This is a genomic window from Cobetia sp. 1CM21F, assembly GCF_023161745.1.
Classification (GTDB): domain Bacteria; phylum Pseudomonadota; class Gammaproteobacteria; order Pseudomonadales; family Halomonadaceae; genus Cobetia; species Cobetia amphilecti.
The window spans coordinates 582,773-596,547 of sequence record NZ_JALNTQ010000001.1; the positions used below are offsets into that span (position 1 = coordinate 582,773).

At 62.4% G+C, this 13,775-nt stretch carries 9 protein-coding genes; 7 read left to right on the top strand and 2 right to left on the bottom strand.

Translation table 11 applies throughout. The features are described 5' to 3' along the window. The first annotated feature begins 34 nt into the window (after positions 1-34). Positions 35-1,993 (top strand): glutamine--fructose-6-phosphate transaminase (isomerizing), encoded by a 1,959-nt coding sequence (glmS, locus tag MSG32_RS02430; RefSeq protein WP_248377322.1) that lies wholly within the window; start codon positions 35-37, stop codon positions 1,991-1,993. Between the two features lie 126 nt (positions 1,994-2,119). Here glmS and MSG32_RS02435 read toward each other — a convergent pair whose 3' ends face one another. Further along, the gene (locus MSG32_RS02435; protein WP_248377324.1) at positions 2,120-2,446 is read right to left on the bottom strand and encodes a hypothetical protein; all 327 of its coding nucleotides are present in this window, start codon (positions 2,444-2,446) and stop codon (positions 2,120-2,122) included. Continuing rightward, entirely contained in the window at positions 2,446-3,207 is a 762-nt protein-coding gene (locus MSG32_RS02440; RefSeq protein WP_054556253.1) for a sulfite exporter TauE/SafE family protein, read from the bottom strand. The genes MSG32_RS02435 and MSG32_RS02440 overlap by 1 nt, the downstream gene beginning before the upstream one ends. A gap of 699 nt (positions 3,208-3,906) precedes the next feature. On the opposite strand from MSG32_RS02440, the gene MSG32_RS02445 reads away from it, so the two are divergent. From MSG32_RS02445 to MSG32_RS02470, 6 genes are all read left to right on the top strand, one after another. Beyond that, entirely contained in the window at positions 3,907-4,959 is a 1,053-nt protein-coding gene (locus tag MSG32_RS02445; protein ID WP_248377326.1) for a glycosyltransferase family 2 protein, read from the top strand. Next, positions 4,956-6,137, top strand: coding sequence for a glycosyltransferase family 4 protein (locus tag MSG32_RS02450; protein ID WP_248377328.1), 1,182 nt, complete (start codon positions 4,956-4,958; stop codon positions 6,135-6,137). Before MSG32_RS02445 ends, MSG32_RS02450 begins: the two co-directional genes overlap by 4 nt. Before the next feature lie 119 nt (positions 6,138-6,256). Then, a complete protein-coding gene (locus tag MSG32_RS02455; RefSeq protein WP_248378405.1) occupies positions 6,257-7,366 on the top strand; it encodes a glycosyltransferase family 4 protein in 1,110 nt (369 codons plus the stop codon). A 1,614-nt stretch (positions 7,367-8,980) separates the two neighbouring features. Beyond that, positions 8,981-10,099, top strand: a complete 1,119-nt coding sequence (locus MSG32_RS02460) for a polysaccharide export protein (RefSeq protein WP_054556249.1) — start codon at positions 8,981-8,983, stop codon at positions 10,097-10,099. 90 nt (positions 10,100-10,189) lie between these two features. After that, entirely contained in the window at positions 10,190-12,409 is a 2,220-nt protein-coding gene (locus tag MSG32_RS02465; RefSeq protein WP_248377339.1) for a polysaccharide biosynthesis tyrosine autokinase, read from the top strand. Positions 12,410-12,464: 55 nt separating this feature from the next. Beyond that, positions 12,465-13,775: an exopolysaccharide biosynthesis polyprenyl glycosylphosphotransferase gene (locus MSG32_RS02470; protein WP_225996327.1), complete on the top strand. Its 1,311-nt coding sequence runs from the start codon at positions 12,465-12,467 to the stop codon at positions 13,773-13,775.

Sequence of the window (13,775 nt, forward strand, 5' to 3'; positions counted from 1 at the left end):
CCCATGAGGGTGGCACGCAGTAGAGGAATTTCTCATGTGTGGCATCGTTGCCGGTCTGGCTCAGCGTGATATCAGCAAGATTCTGATCGAGGGGCTGCATCGCCTCGAATACCGCGGGTATGACTCCGCCGGCGTGGCGGTCATCGACCCTGCCGGAGAACTGCGTCGTGCGCGTGCCGTGGGCAAGGTACGTGCGCTGGAAGACGAGCTGCGCGAGGCGCCGCTGTCCGGCGCCATCGGCGTGGCGCACACCCGTTGGGCGACCCACGGGCGTCCTGCCCAGCACAATGCGCACCCGCATCTCTCCAGTGAGCGGGTTGCTGTCGTGCACAACGGCATCATCGAGAACCACGAAGCGCTGCGCGGCGAGCTGGAAGGCGCCGGTTATGTCTTCACTTCCGAGACCGACACCGAGGTGGTCGCGCACCTGGTCGATCGCGAACTGTGCAGCGGTCTGGCACTGCCGGAGGCCGTCAATGCGGTCACCGCGCGTCTCGATGGCGCCTTCGCGCTGGCGGTGATGGAACAGCGCAACCCCGAACTGCTGGTCGGCGCCCGTCAGGGCAGCCCGCTGGTGGTCGGCGTGGGGATCGATGAGCACTTCATCGCCTCTGACCCACTGGCGCTGCTGCCGGTCACCGATCGCTTCATCTATCTCGATGAAGGTGACATGGTCGCCATCACGCCGGCGGGTATCCAGGTGCTGGAACGTACCGGAGACCGCGATGAGCTGACGCCGGTCACGCGTGAAGTGGTGCGTTACGAGCACAGCGTCGAAGCCGCCGGCAAGGGCGAGTATCGCCACTTCATGATGAAGGAGATCATGGAGCAGCCGCGTGTACTGTCGCGCACGCTGGCCGAGCGACTGGACCCGCAGGGCGTGCGACTGGAGGCCTTCGATGTCTCGCGACACTCCTTCCTCGCCGCCAGCGCTGGCAGCGAGAAAGGCAACGAGAGCGGCAAGCAGGTCGTGGATGTGGCGCGTCTGACGCAGCTGTTCGCCGATGTGCGTCAGGTACAGATCATCGCCTGTGGTACCAGCTATCACGCCGGCATGGTGGCGCGCTACTGGCTGGAAGAGGTCGCGGGCATTCCGGCTCAGGTCGAGGTGGCCTCGGAATTCCGTTATCGCGAGCGCGTAGCGGCGCCGGGGACGCTGTTCCTGACCCTGTCCCAGTCCGGCGAGACCGCCGATACGCTGGCGGCGCTGCGCGACATCCAGAAGCTCAACCGTGAAGGCCCGCAGGCCGGGCACTATCTGGCAAGCCTTGCCATCTGCAACGTGGCGGGCAGCTCGCTGGTGCGTGAATCCGACCTGTCACTGCTGACCCACGCCGGGCCGGAAATCGGTGTTGCCTCCACCAAGGCCTTCACCACCCAGCTGGTAGCGCTGATGCTGACCACCCTGGCGCTGCGTCAGGCCAAGGGCGATGGTCAGACGGATGACCTGCTGAGCCGTCAGCTGCTGATGCGCCTCAAGGACCTGCCGCATGTGATCGAGCAATCCCTGGCGCTGGATGGGGAAATCGCGCAGCTGGCGGAGAAGTTCATGCATCGTCACCACACCCTGTTCCTCGGCCGTGGCAGCCAGTATCCCATCGCCATGGAAGGGGCGCTCAAGCTCAAGGAAATCTCCTACATCCACGCCGAAGCCTACGCGGCAGGTGAGCTCAAGCACGGCCCGCTGGCGTTGATCGACGAAGACATGCCGGTGGTCGCGGTCGCGCCGATGGATGACCTGATGGAGAAGCTGAAGTCCAACCTGCAGGAAGTTCGCGCCCGCGGCGGTCAGCTGTTCGTGTTCGCGGATCCGGAAGTCAGCCTCAAGGCCGGTGAGGGCGTTCACGTCGTCACCGTGCCAGGCGTCTGTCGCTTCCTCGCGCCGATCGTCTACGCGGTGCCGCTGCAGCTGCTCTCCTATCACGTCGCCGTGCTCAAGGGCACCGACGTCGATCAGCCGCGCAATCTGGCCAAGAGTGTCACGGTGGAGTGATCGACTGCGCTTGAGGCCATGAAGCAAACGAAAGGGACTGCCCATGGGCAGTCCCTTTTTTGTTGCAGGCTATATCGAGAGCTTTGTCGCGAGCTTTCTCGAGGACTGGGTCTCTGGAAATGCTCGTCAGCGCTTCACATGAGCCAGCAGACGCTGCCAGCAGCGAATCACCAGTGACTGGCGGTGCGTGTCGGCGTCTGGCTCACACTCGTCATCAGAGTCTTCATCAGTCTCTTCATCAATGGCTGGGCCGGAGTGGCGAATGCAGAAGCGCTCCCCCGACGGTGCCATCATCCAGCGCGAGCTGCCCGCAGGGATACGTCCCGCCTGCACGTCCTCATCGAGCTTTCTGCCCGCCGCCTTGATGGCGTCAATCGTGCTCTCCGACAACTCGATGAAGCCTTCATCGCCCGCTGGATCAGCCGTGTCATGGGCTGGTGGGGGCTGAGTCATCAGATCAGGCCCTTGATGATCAGATTGACGCTCGAGACCAGCAGAATGGCATAGGCGACCTGACGCAGACGATTGTCACTCAAGGGCGGCGGGAAGCGACGCGCCAGCTCGGTGAAGAGCATCACGACGAGGGCGCCCGACAGCCCCACGAGCAGCAGCTGGGGCAGGGTGTCGCCGATACGCCCCGGGGCCGCGATGCTGAGGCCCATGCGCACGATGCCGGTGACGATGAAGACACCGAACAGCGTGCAGCGAATGGCGATCAGGGTCATCGGCTGACGATAGAGCACGACCACCAGAGGCGGGCCATTGGCCGCGAACAATCCCCCCATCAGGCCTGACAGCACACCGGCGGTATGAAAGTGCCAGCGTGGCGATGTCGTGGCACGCGGGCCCGGTTGAGCCAGCAGGGCGAGACAGGCGATCAGGATGACGATGCCCAGCAACATGCCCAGCAGGGGGGCTCTTTCACTGCCCAGCCAGACTGCCAGGAAATAGCCCACCGGCAACATTGGCAGGCTGGTGACTAGCAGGCGGCGTGCCAGGCGCGGATTGATCTCTCGCCAGTGCCCACGCATGGCCATCCCGTTGTTGAACAGGCCCAGCAGAGTGCACAGCAATGCGGCGCTCTCGATGGGCAGCACATCGAGGGTCGCCAGCAGACCCATCACGATCAATCCGAAGGCGAAACCGGTCAGGGTCTGGATATAGCTGGCGAGTGCCAGACTCATCATGATGGCGACAAGTTGCCAAGGCTCCATGAAGTCTCCGTGGGCAAGGGGGGATAGAACAGAAAGGGCGGGGCGGCGCTGGCTCCAGCATGCGCGACGCCTGGCGCTGGCAGGCAAGGGCGCTTGAGAGCGGGCGCCGTGGGCGTGCGGGCAGGCCGACCAATGCCTGCCATCATAGCCTGCATCGCGCTCTGGCAGTATGACACTCGCGCAAAGTGCTCACGTTGATGTGCGTCACATAAGGCCGCGGGCATGACGGCTTTGATCGCGTTGGCTCAATTGGCTCAGTGGGCGGGGCGTATTTCAGTAGTCACTGATTCTCAGTATCTGGCATGAGTTGCCGGAGGATTGGCGCATAAACGCTCATGATTTCGGCTTTTGGCGACAGCGCAGCTTGTTTGGGCTGGGGGGGATTATTAGTCTGTGGTCAACGGCGGGGCAGGAAGTGTCGCCATTTGCTGCCACTTTCTGCCACTTTCTGCCACTACCTTTCTCACGAGCGGACATCCCTCCAGTGTCCACTCCTCAGGGTGACGTCGTTCACCTGTCATCTTCAGTCCAGGATCAGCTTCTGGCGGATGAACGGGACTCAAGCACTAAAATATAAGAAATTGCGAATAAAAGTCAGTCGCAAGAACTGACCCACTCTTCAGTGCAGTGTGTGCTCTGCTTCGAGGGCGCTGGTCGGCTGTGCTGGTCAATGACAGTGAACAATAAAGAAGGCAGGGCATGGAACGCTATACAGGGAAGTCGCCTTACTTTTCCATCGTGACGCCAAATCACAATTCAGGGGATGGTCTTGCGCGCTGCATCAACAGCTTGCGTGACAACCAGGCATCCTATGAACACATCATCATTGATGATTGCTCGACGGATGATGGATTCCTGTGGGCGGAGCGACAGGCGCAGCAGCAAATGGAGCAGCAATCCTCAGTGTCCACGCTATCCGGCGAGACGCCTGACATCCCCGGGCGGCTGGTTCTGCGCCGCAATCCTCACAACATGGGGCCGGGTGGCACGCGAAATCATGGTCTGAGCCTGGTCAGCGGCCGCTATGTGCTGTTCTGTGACGCCGATGATCATTTCGCGCCTGGCGCGCTGGATATTCTGCAGGCCCGCATCGAGGCGTTCGACTCGCCCGAGGCGGTGGTCTTCCGCTACTGCCTGCAAGGCCCCAAGGGCGATCACGACAGCCTGGCATTCTGCCAGCAGGCCGAAGAGCGCCCGCTGGCCCGGGCCTTTCGTGACTTCATGCATGACACCATCGTGTCGTCTCCCTGGGGCAAGGCGATCCGCGCCGACCTGGCCTGCTCGCTGAGCTTCCCTGATCTGCCCGTGTCGCAGGATGGCCTCTATAACCTGGATCTGTTCGGACGTGCAGAGCGCGTGCTGTATCTGCCCGAGGTGCTGTATTACTTCGACAAGCGCAGTGACGGCTCTCTGACGCGCAAGCCGTTCAGCAACCAGGAGCTGGACAAGTTCCACCGCAGCTGGCGGGTCTTCGCGGAGCATTATCGCGAGCATTTCGCCGCGACGCACGGCATGGCCCTGCTGGAAATCCGCGGCCTGCGGTTTGTCGGCGTCAGCTTCATCATGCGCCAGGCGATCAACAAGACGGCGGATGATTCGCGGGTGCGCAAGGTCGTGCTCGATCAGGTGCGACAAGCGTCCTGGTCATCTCTGCGCCAGCTCTCGCTGAAGGAGCAGGCGCTGTTGATGAGCTATGCAGTGAGCCCGGCATTGTCCCGGCAACTTGTCCGCCGGAGCCAATACGCCTCATGAGCACTCATAAACATATCCTGTTCTATACCGGTGCCCAGTCACGCACCGGCGGCACCGAACGTGCCTGCGCCGATACCGCCAACATGCTGGCCGCCAGTGGCGATTATCAGGTCGAGATACTCAGCGAATATGGCCCGGCGGAGAGTCCCTATCCGCTGCATGACGATATCGTGCACGAATCACTCTATCCCGAGCGCTCGCATCTGGGCGCGGCGCGCGGCCTGTGGCTGTTCCTGCGACTGCTTTGGGTGGTGCTGCGCAAGCGCCCGGACGTGGTGGTGGTGGTCGAGAGCATCGGCTTCCTGCCTTTCCTGCTGCCGACGCTGCTCTGTCGCCGCACGCGCTACCTGTGCTGGGAGCACTTCAATGCCACCTCGGATCTCGGCATTGCTCGCCGTGATACGGCGCGGCGTCTGGCGGCGCATCGCGCCGACCGCATCGTGGTGCTGTCGCATGAAGACCGCCACTACTGGGAGCGTCTTCATCCAGCCGCGCGCGAGCGACTCAGCGTGGTGCCCAACCTCAATCCGCTGGAGCATGTCGTTGCCGAGCGTCAGGCGCATCAGAGCCGTGAGGGCAGTGCTGAGCAGGTGGCGGACTTACGAGACGCCAGGTCGCCCAGGGTGGCGGTGGCCGTCGGCCGCCTCGAGCCGCAGAAGGGCTTCGATCTGCTGCTTGAGGCCTGGGCGGCGTTGCCTGAGGCGACCCGTGATGGCTGGGTCTTGCGCATCGTCGGCGAGGGCTCTGAGCGTGACGCCCTGATGGCGCAGGCCGAGCGCCTGAAGATCACCCATCAGCTGCAGATGCCGGGCCAATGCCGGGACATTCGGCGCGAATACGCCGCGGCGGACCTGTTCGTGCTTTCGTCGCGCTTCGAGGGCTTTGGCCTGGTGCTGGTCGAGGCGCTGAGCTGTGGTGTGCCCTGTGTCAGCTTCGCGTGTCCGGCCGGGCCGGGCGAGATCATCAAGCATGGCGTCAATGGCTATCTGGTCGCGCAGGGTGATGTGGAGGCCATGACTCGTCAGCTTGATGAGGTGCTGGGGGATGAGGCGGTGCTCGACAGGTTGCGCGCCAATGTGGATTACGGCCTGGACCGCTTCTCGCGCAATACCGTCGAGGCCAGCTGGCGCACGATGCTTGAGGGGCTGGAAACCCCGGCGCTGTTGAAGGTGATCTGATCGGCATGACGACCGCCTGGATGAGGGTGGTAGGCAAGACAGCCAGTGGACAGACAAGTGAGGGCAGCCGCCCTCACTTTTTTCATGAACGACAGCAGGAGGCTATCGCCGTGAGAATCATGCATGTCATCTCGACTCCCGCCTCTGGCGGCGCCGAGGTCTATGTCAAGGACCTGAGTCTGGCGATGGTGGCCGCTGGCCACAGTGTGCATATCACCTTTCTGGAAACCGCCGCGCAATGTGGCCGTGACCTCGAATACGAGCATCGCTTTCTGAGCCAGCTGAGTGCCGGCAATGTCAGCTACTCGTTTCTGGGCATCGAGACTCGCCGTCGCCCGTGGCGAGGCGTGACGAGGCTGCGCAGGGAAGTGACGCGCTTCGCGCCGGATGTGGTGCACTGCCACCTGTATTACGCACTGATGTTCGCCTTTGGGTTGCCGCGTCAGTTGCCGGTGATGATGACGGTGCACAGTATCGAACTGGGTGCGCCGGCCTGGATGTTCCGGCTGTTTGATCGTCGCGTGACGGCCTACGTCGGTATCTGTCGCGCCTGCACCGACAAGCTGGCGCCGATTGCGGCGCGTCCGGTGGTGCAGATCGACAACGCCGTCTCCGGCGCGCGTCTCAAGGCCAGTGGTTGGCGGGAGGCGAATCAGCAGGCCCCGGTGCAGCTGGCGGCGATCGGACGTCTGACCGATGCCAAGCAATACCCCCTGATGCTGGAAAGCTGCGCCAGACTCAAGGCGCAGGGCCTGGCCTTCACGCTCAGGATCGCCGGGGAGGGGCCGCACAAGGCACAGCTGATGGCGCAGATCGAGGCGCTCGGGCTCCATGATGAGGTCAGCTTGCTGGGCAATATCTCGGATGTGGCGGGGCTGCTGGCCAGCGCCGATGCCTTCATCATGTCATCCGCCTGGGAAGGGCTGCCGATCTCGCTGCTGGAGGCGACGCTCAGTGGCCTGCCGGTGCTGGTCACCGATGTCGGCGGCTGTGCCGAGGTGGTGCATCGGGTCGGCAACGGCCTGGTGGTCGACCAGCACACGCCTGAGCGCTACGCCGAGGCGTTGGGGCGACTGGTGGGGGATGCTGAATTGCGGCGTGCCTTCGCCCGCAACGCGCGCCGTTACGGGGCCAGTTATCACATCGATACCGCCCTGAGCGGGCATCTGGCGCTGTATGGCAGCCACCAACCGGCGCAGGACACCTCGGGGCTGGAGGTGACGCCCTGAGTGTCCGCAGCGGACACCCAAGTGACGGAAAGGCATGTTCAGGAAAGGCATGTTGAGGAAAGGCGGCCACGTTGCGTCGCTCATGATCGCCATTGGAAAGGCCAGGGGGTGTCGCTGACACCCCCTGGCCTTTTCGTCTTTGGGGCGTGTCCAGGCGTGGTCTAGGCATCTGCGCGGTATCTGCTAAACGTTTGCGGAGCGTATGTGGGGCCTGTGCAAAGTGCGGTTGGGATTTCTCATTCTGCAAAGATGAGTCAGATGATGAGTTGTTGCTAAATTAAAGTAGTTTGATTTCGCAATTCGCATTAGATGCGCTAAGGGTAATCTGTCGTCTGTCAGGTACCTGACTGCCAATTATGAGGATTAGGGGAAGCAGCTTAAAGTTATCACCGCCAGTACAATCGTCTCGACGACCCGACAAGTCCTTGCTGTTGAAGTCAATTGATTTATTATCAGCCCTGTTGAAGAGGGGACAGTAATGTCGCTTATTGGCGAATCAGACGTCGCCGGTAAAGCGCCAGGTTCTCTTCGCTGCGACGTGCGTCATGTCACGGCCTATCGAGGTCGTCGGGCATGGCCGGGGCATGCAGACAGCATGTGCAGGAGTCGAGCGACACAAGCGCGATACAAGCACGAGACAAGAGCAGGCCGGGCCTCGCAGATGGGCAGTCAGGCGGGTAGAGGTACCGCTCCAGCGTGCGACACCGGGTACGGCGAAATGCCTCATGAGAAGGCATCAAATCCCGGGGTCGAGTCTGGGGTCGGGGTCATTGCCGCTGGGTGGTCAGTCAGACCCGAGCTTGCCACAGACGTACAGGATAGTGCGTCAGCTCAGGCAGAGAATGTCAGTAACACATTGTATTAAATGGATTTGATATATTGGGCGTGATTGAAGAAGTCGTCGGTGCCTTACGCGCCAGCGGCCGTGTCCCTTGCCTTGCGGGGCATTGGGCGGTCGCCTCATTCGAGGTCGCGCTACCTGCCAGGTCGGGCAGATGGCGCAGGCGCATCCGGGCGATCGAACGTTGCACCTCAATCATCGCACCTCTCCATGGAATGCATGCGGGCATGAATTCTCATCCCGTTCTGACGCTGCCGTGCCAGCTGACTCGCCAACGAGATCGACAGATCTCGCCTGCTTGAAGGGGCTGCATAAACCTTCCGTCGACAGTGGCCCCTGACAGGTTCAAGCAACGAGTCGCTTGAACAGAAATGTCAATAAAAGTGCAAGAAAGAAGTAATCATTAATGTTGGCGCGATCAATCTTATAAGTATCGGTTAATCAAATGAGTCATGTTGTCTTGATCGATGAGAAAGTCGATCAATGCAATATGTTTCATGTGTTAGATGCCTGGTAGTGAATTACTAAAATACTAATAAACGTTCCATTTCGGAGTTCGGTCATGGGCATGTGTCATGGACACATGCCTGACGTGTGTCCGGTGATATCGCAGGGGTATCGAAGGGCAGGCGTGACCACTCCATGACAGATGACATGTACGCCAACAGGGCGCCGCTATCGGCAGCAGGGGAGAACGCCAGTTCCTCGGGGCGGTAGCGTGCCGAAACAGCGCCTGGCGGTAGCGGTCAGGATCACAGGGGAAGAGACAGGATATGGATATACCGGTCAGAACGACGCTCCGGGCGTTCTCATTTGCCGCCGTGGTATTGGCGATGAGCGGGTGTGCCTTCGCGCCCGGTGGGCACATGGATTATGAAGCCGAGGTCGCGCCGCTGACCGACCAGGTGGAAGTCACGCCGATCACCCCCGGGCTGATCTCCAACTATCGCGCACGCCCCGCCCAGACCGCTCCCGCGCCGCCTGAGCTGGTCGATGACATCAAGCAGTACGTCTACCGCGTGGGCGGCGGCGACATCCTGGCCATCAATCTGAGCACGCCGCTGGACCTGGCTCAGGAAAGCGGTGTGCAGCGTCAGACGGTCGAGGCGCTGACCTACATCGTCCAGCCGGATGGCACGCTGTTCTACCCCTATGTCGGGCGCATCAACATTCGTGACATGACGGTGGATGAGGTGCGCGCCGCGCTGGTCGCGGGGCTGTCCCGTTACATCACCGAGCCGCAGGTCAATGTCTCGGTGGCGCAATTCCGCTCCAAACGCGTCTATCTGAGTGGCGCCGTAACCGAGCCAGGCTTCGTGCCGGTCACGGATGTTCCGCTGACCCTGATCGATGCCATCAGTGCCAGCGGCGGGGTCACGGCACTGGCCAATACCCACAACATCACGCTGACGCGCGACGGCCAACAGGAGCACCTGAGTCTCTATCAGCTGCTGCAGCAGGGCGACATGCGTCAGAACCGTCTGCTCAAGGATGGCGACGTGATCAATGTGCCGGTGGCGGAAGACCAGAACGTCTTCGTGCTCGGTCAGGTACTCAAGCCCGGCAACATGCCGGTGGGCAATGAACGTCTGAGCCTCACCGATGCGCTGTCGCGGGCCGGCGGGGTCGATGAGGACCGCGCCAATCCGTCAGGCGTCTTCGTAGTGCGTGAAAATTCGCCGGAGTCCGACAAGCTGGCCACGGTCTTCATTCTCGATATCTCGGATGCGACCTCGCTGATGCTGGGTGCGCGCTTCCCGCTGCAACCGCGTGATGTGGTCTATGTGACCGCCGCGCCGGTCAGCCGCTGGAACCGTGTGCTGAGCCAGCTGCTGCCGTCCGTGACCAGTACCGGGGCCTTCGTCTCGGTCATCGATGACATCGAGGATTGAGGTCATGTCCCACTCCCGCATGGCAGGTCGCGTCGCGACCTGCCGTATCACCTGCCTGCCGGGCCTGAATCGTTTACTCAAGGCGGCGTCATGAATCAGTACACCTCTCCCATGCCATCCTCTTCTGCACAGCCTGGCAAGGACACCACGCGCCGACTCGATTTCAGCACCATTCTCGCCTTGCTCTGGCATCGACGCTGGTGGCTGATCGGCAGCACGCTGCTGTTCACCCTCCTGGGCATCTATCTGGTCGGTAGCCAGCAGCGCATCTACCTGGCCGATTCCCTGATCCAGATCGAGGACAAGGGCGGCAGCGCCAGCCTGCTGGGTCCGCTGGCCGGTCAGGCGACCGGCAGCGACGAGAGCAGCACCAGCGATGAGCTGGAAATTCTCGCCTCACGACTGGTACTGGGCCAGGCCGTGGACCGCGAGCGCCTCAATATCGTGGTCTCTCCGGTGCGTTACCCGGTCATCGGTGACTGGCTCTCCAACCGCCATCTGCGCCTGCCGGCAAGCCTGGGCGGGCAGGATTACGCCTGGGGCGATGACACCCTCAAGGTCACCACGCTTGAGCTCAGTGGCCCGTGGCAACAGCAGACGCTGACCCTCGAGGCACTCGGCGATGAGCGCTACCGCCTGCTGGATGCCGAGGGGCAGGCGATCGTCGATGGCAAGGTGGGCGAGAACGCGCTGGCGGAGGGCATCAAGGTCTTCGTGCGCGAGTTGTCAGCCGAACCCGGTGCACGCTTCACGCTGACCAGCATCTCGGATCTGAGCGCCATCAACTCGCTCAAGTCGCGCTTCACCGCCGTGCGCAATGGCACCGACACCGGGGTGGTCACGCTGAGCCTGTCAGGTAGTGACCAGACCGCCATCGTCAACACCCTGGACACCATCACCAATGTCTTCCTGCAGCAGAACATCGAGCGGGAATCCGCCGAGGCGGACAATCAGCTCGGCTTTCTGGGCGACCAGATCCCGACGCTGCGTGGCCAGCTCGATGAGGCGGAATCGGCACTCAACGACTATCGCCGCCGTCGCGACTCGGTCGATCTGACCGCCGAGAGTCAGCAGGTGATGGAGAACCTCGTCGGGCTGGACAATCAGCTGACCGAGATCAAGCTGCGCCTGGCCGAGCTGTCCCGTGCCTACACCAGCGAGCACCCGGCCTATCGGGCGCTGGTGGCACGTCGTGATTCGCTCAATCAGGAAAAGGCGCGCGTGCAGAAGCAGGCCGAGCAACTGCCGGCCGCCCAGCGCGAGGCGCTCAACCTGAACCGCAATGTCACCGTCAGCCAGGAAATCTATGTCGCGCTGCTCAACAAGCGCGAGGAAGTGCGCCTCAAGAAGGCCGGCACCGTCGGCAATGTGCGCATCCTGGACCCCGCGGTGCTGCAGCCGGTGCCCATCTCGCCGAAGACGTCCCTGATGCTGGCCGTGTTCTGCATGATCGGCCTGATGCTGGGCACGCTGGCCGCGCTGCTGCGTCATGCGATGCGCAAGGGCATCGACACCGCCGAGCAGATCGAGGCGCTGGACCTGCCCGTCTACGCCACGGTGCCGTTGTCGCCGCAGCAGCACAACATGATGCGCCGCGTGCGCCTCAAGGGCGAGAAGGGCGGCCGCGAGATCTATCAGGGGGTGCTGGCCACCTCCCAGCCGTCGGATATCAGTATCGAGGCCCTGCGCAGCCTGCGTACCAGCCTGCACTTCGCCCTGCTCGACAATCGCCGCAAGTCGGTGATGTTCACCGGGCCGAGTCCGGGCATCGGCAAGAGCTTCGTCAGCCTCAATCTGGCGGCGGTGAGTGCCGAGGCCGGTCAGCGCGTGCTGCTGATCGATGCCGACATGCGCCGCGGCCACCTGCATCACGCCTTCCAGCGTACCTCCGAGCAGGGCGGTCTGTCGGATGTGCTCAGCGGTGCCAGTCCGCTGGACAGCGTGCTGTATCACTCGCGCATCGACAATCTTGATTTCCTGGGCCGTGGCGTCGCGCCGCCCAACCCGTCGGAGCTGTTGATGCAGCCCAATTTCGCCGAGCTGCTGGAGCAACTCGGTGAGCGTTACGACCTGATCATCATCGACACGCCGCCGGTACTGGCCGTGACCGAAGCGCTGATCATCGGTCGTCACGTCGGCGCCAGTCTGATGGTGGCGCGCTTTGGCATGAACCAGGTGCGCGAACTCGAGCATGCACGCAAGAAGCTCGAGAACAATTGCATTCACGTCAAGGGCGCCATCCTGAATGCCATCGAACCGCAAGCTGGCGACAAGCATGGCTACGGTTATTACAACTACAGCTACGCCTGACATCGTCTCGCTTGGCAGCTCTCATGACGCTTGAATCACGGAGGAGGTAAGCACGATGAGCGGTATACCCTTGTCGATGGAGCACCAGCGGCGTTACTCGCATCACTACGAGCGCTTGCTGGCCAGCAAGCGATTGCAGCTGATCTTCGGGATGCTGGTGGTGGTCATCGCGCCGGCACTGTACCAGGCAGGGTTGAACCAGCTGATGCAGGGTGACACCCACTGGTGGCTGACCAGCGATGATCAGTGGCATGCCCTGCTGGGCACCGGTGTGGCGTACACCCTGTCGGTGACGGCGGTCAATCGCCTGTCCCGCCTGCCGGGCACGCGCTCCTACCTCTATGTCGTGCCGGCGATCGTCATCTCCTATCTGACCTTGATGATGGTGCTGGGCGTGCTGGGGCTTGAGTATTCGCGTCACCAGGTCGGCCTGTCCTTCCTGCTCGCGGTGAGCCTGTGCACGGCCTACTACTACATCGACACCCGACTGCGCCGGATGCGCTTCGCGGTGGTGCCCTACGGCAAGGCGCCGAGTCTGTGTACTCGCCCGGGCGTCGAGTGGCTGTCGTTGCGCGGGCCTGACCTGGTCGGCCTGCCGCGTATCGATGGCGTGGTGGCGGACCTGCGCGGTGAGCTGCCCAGCGAGTGGGAGAGCTTCCTGGCCGACTGCACCATCCACCGCATTCCGGTCTATCACGCGACCCATGCCCACGAGATGATCACCGGTCGCGTGCTGCTGGATCACCTCTACGCCAACGAGTTCGGCTCGCTGACGCCGCGGGAGGACTATGAGGTCATCAAGCGCTGGATGGACTTCACCGTCGCCGCGCTCATGCTGCCGCTGCTGGCGCCGGTCATGTTGCTGACGGCGCTGGCGATTCGCCTCGACAGTCCCGGGCCGGTGATCTTCCGTCAGCCGCGCATGGGCTTTCACTGCCGCCCCTTCACCGTCTACAAGTTCCGCAGCATGTATGACGGCATGAAGGGCGCGGGCTTCACCCAGGAAGGCAGTGATCCGCGCATCACGCGAGTCGGACGCTTCATCCGCAAGTGCCGTCTCGATGAGCTGCCCCAGCTGTTCAACGTGCTCAAGGGCGACATGAGCCTGATCGGCCCGCGCCCCGAGTCGATGAATCTGGCCGACTGGTATCGCAAGGACGTGCCGTTCTTCCACTACCGCCATGTCGTGCGCCCGGGCATCACCGGCTGGGCGCAGGTCGAGCAGGGTTACGCCGCTGAAGTGGAAGGCATGATCCGCAAGCTGGAATACGACTTCTTCTACATCAAGCACTTTTCCTTCTGGCTCGATCTGCTGGTGGTGATCCGCACCATCAAGATCGTGATCAGCGGCAACGGCTCGCGCTGA

Excerpts from the sequence above, each read along its gene's own strand:
- glmS (WP_248377322.1), top strand. The coding sequence starts at position 35 with ATGTGTGGCATCGTTGCCGGTCTGGCTCAGCGTGATATCAGCAAGATT.
- MSG32_RS02435 (WP_248377324.1), bottom strand. The coding sequence starts at position 2,446 with ATGACTCAGCCCCCACCAGCCCATGACACGGCTGATCCAGCGGGCGAT.
- MSG32_RS02440 (WP_054556253.1), bottom strand. The coding sequence starts at position 3,207 with ATGGAGCCTTGGCAACTTGTCGCCATCATGATGAGTCTGGCACTCGCC.
- MSG32_RS02445 (WP_248377326.1), top strand. The coding sequence starts at position 3,907 with ATGGAACGCTATACAGGGAAGTCGCCTTACTTTTCCATCGTGACGCCA.
- MSG32_RS02450 (WP_248377328.1), top strand. The coding sequence starts at position 4,956 with ATGAGCACTCATAAACATATCCTGTTCTATACCGGTGCCCAGTCACGC.
- MSG32_RS02455 (WP_248378405.1), top strand. The coding sequence starts at position 6,257 with ATGCATGTCATCTCGACTCCCGCCTCTGGCGGCGCCGAGGTCTATGTC.
- MSG32_RS02460 (WP_054556249.1), top strand. The coding sequence starts at position 8,981 with ATGGATATACCGGTCAGAACGACGCTCCGGGCGTTCTCATTTGCCGCC.
- MSG32_RS02465 (WP_248377339.1), top strand. The coding sequence starts at position 10,190 with ATGAATCAGTACACCTCTCCCATGCCATCCTCTTCTGCACAGCCTGGC.
- MSG32_RS02470 (WP_225996327.1), top strand. The coding sequence starts at position 12,465 with ATGAGCGGTATACCCTTGTCGATGGAGCACCAGCGGCGTTACTCGCAT.